General features: G+C 67.2%; 1 protein-coding gene. It reads right to left on the bottom strand.

The window, feature by feature from the left end:
* Positions 1–106: 106 nt before the first annotated feature.
* Entirely contained in the window at positions 107–1,186 is a 1,080-nt protein-coding gene (locus AOK08_RS32595) for a fatty acid desaturase family protein (RefSeq protein ID WP_055532785.1), read from the bottom strand.
* Positions 1,187–1,415: the final 229 nt, after the last annotated feature.

Below are 1,415 nucleotides of genomic sequence, written 5' to 3' on the forward strand. Positions count from 1 at the left end.
GCCCTGGCCCGCCTGGGGAATGTGGGGGACGCGTGGGGGGAATCGCGCGGGACATGACGCGGCCCGGCTCCGGCGGGGAGGTGCCGGAGCCGGGCCGCGGAAGGGGTCAGGCTGCCTGGGCCGTGGGGCCGGTGCGGCCGTCGCGCACGGGCGCGCTGACCTCGTGCAGGAAGGTCGCGACCTCCTTGTACGAGGCCCAGAAGCCGACCTCGTGGTACGGCATCCCGCGCTCCGCGCAGTACTCGCGGGTGAGTTCACGGGCCCGGGCGAGGTTCTTCTGCGGCATCGTCGGGAACAGGTGGTGCTCGACCTGGTAGTTGAGCCCGCCGTACAGGAAGTCGATGAGCAGGGACGGCCGGATGTTGCGGGAGGTCAGCACCTGGCGGGCCAGCCAGTCGAGGCTCTCCTCCTCGCCGTCGCGCAGCTCCATGCCCTTGTGGTTCGGGGCGAACATCATGCCGAAGTACACGCCCAGGGTGGCCTGCTGCACCAGGACGAAGGCGATCGCGAGCAGCGGCGGCAGGAACGTGAACACGAGCGTCAGATAGATCGCCGTGCGCGCCAGCAGCAGCGTCGCCTCCAGCACCGGGTGGGGCACCTCGCGGCGGGCGATCATCTGCACGGCCGTCTTCGACATCTTGTACGACTCCAGCACCAGCAGCAGGAAGAACAGCACGCTCTGGTAGCGGACGACCAGCCGCTGGCGGCCCTTGCGGCTCGGGTACTGCTTCATGTCGAAGATGACGGTGCGCCGGGCGATGTCCGGGTCCATGTCCAGGTGGTTGGGGTGCGAGTGGTGCCGGTTGTGGTGGTTGACCCACCAGCCGTAGCTGATCCCGTTGACCAGGTTTCCATGGATGTAGCCGACGATGTCGGCGGGGCGGCGCCTGCGGAACATGGACTTGTGGCCGGCGTCGTGCCACATGAACGCGCTCTGGCCGCCGCTGAAGCCCAACCATACGGCGACGAGCAGTTGGAGCCAGGAGTCGCCGACGGTGAAGAAGGCGAAGAGGCCGGCCGCGAAGATGGCGGCGTTCAGCGTCAGCCGGAAGAAGTAGTAGCCGGGGGCGAGATCCAGCAGACCTTCCGCCTTTACGCGCTGGAGCAGTTCGGCGAAGGTCGCCGACGCTCCCGCGCCCCGCTCGCTCCGATGTCGCGACAAGCCTTCGTCATAAGGAGGATTCATGCTTGGGGTCCCCTCGCGCGAGATGGTCCGTCGGGTGGGACGGGTGGAGTTCCAGTCTCAGTGGGGCGCCTGATAAGCAACTGACTGTGCTCTGACGAATTCTTCCCCATGGCGATCAGGGGCATATCAGCGGGATGTCAGAGGGATCCGGCAGAGTTGTACTCGTGAACGGCGCCGGACAGCGAAAGCGAACCGGAACCGGGATCGATGGAGAGGTGCCCGGAGTGGT

Source organism: Streptomyces graminilatus, from assembly GCF_001418565.1.
Lineage (GTDB): Bacteria > Actinomycetota > Actinomycetes > Streptomycetales > Streptomycetaceae > Streptomyces > Streptomyces graminilatus.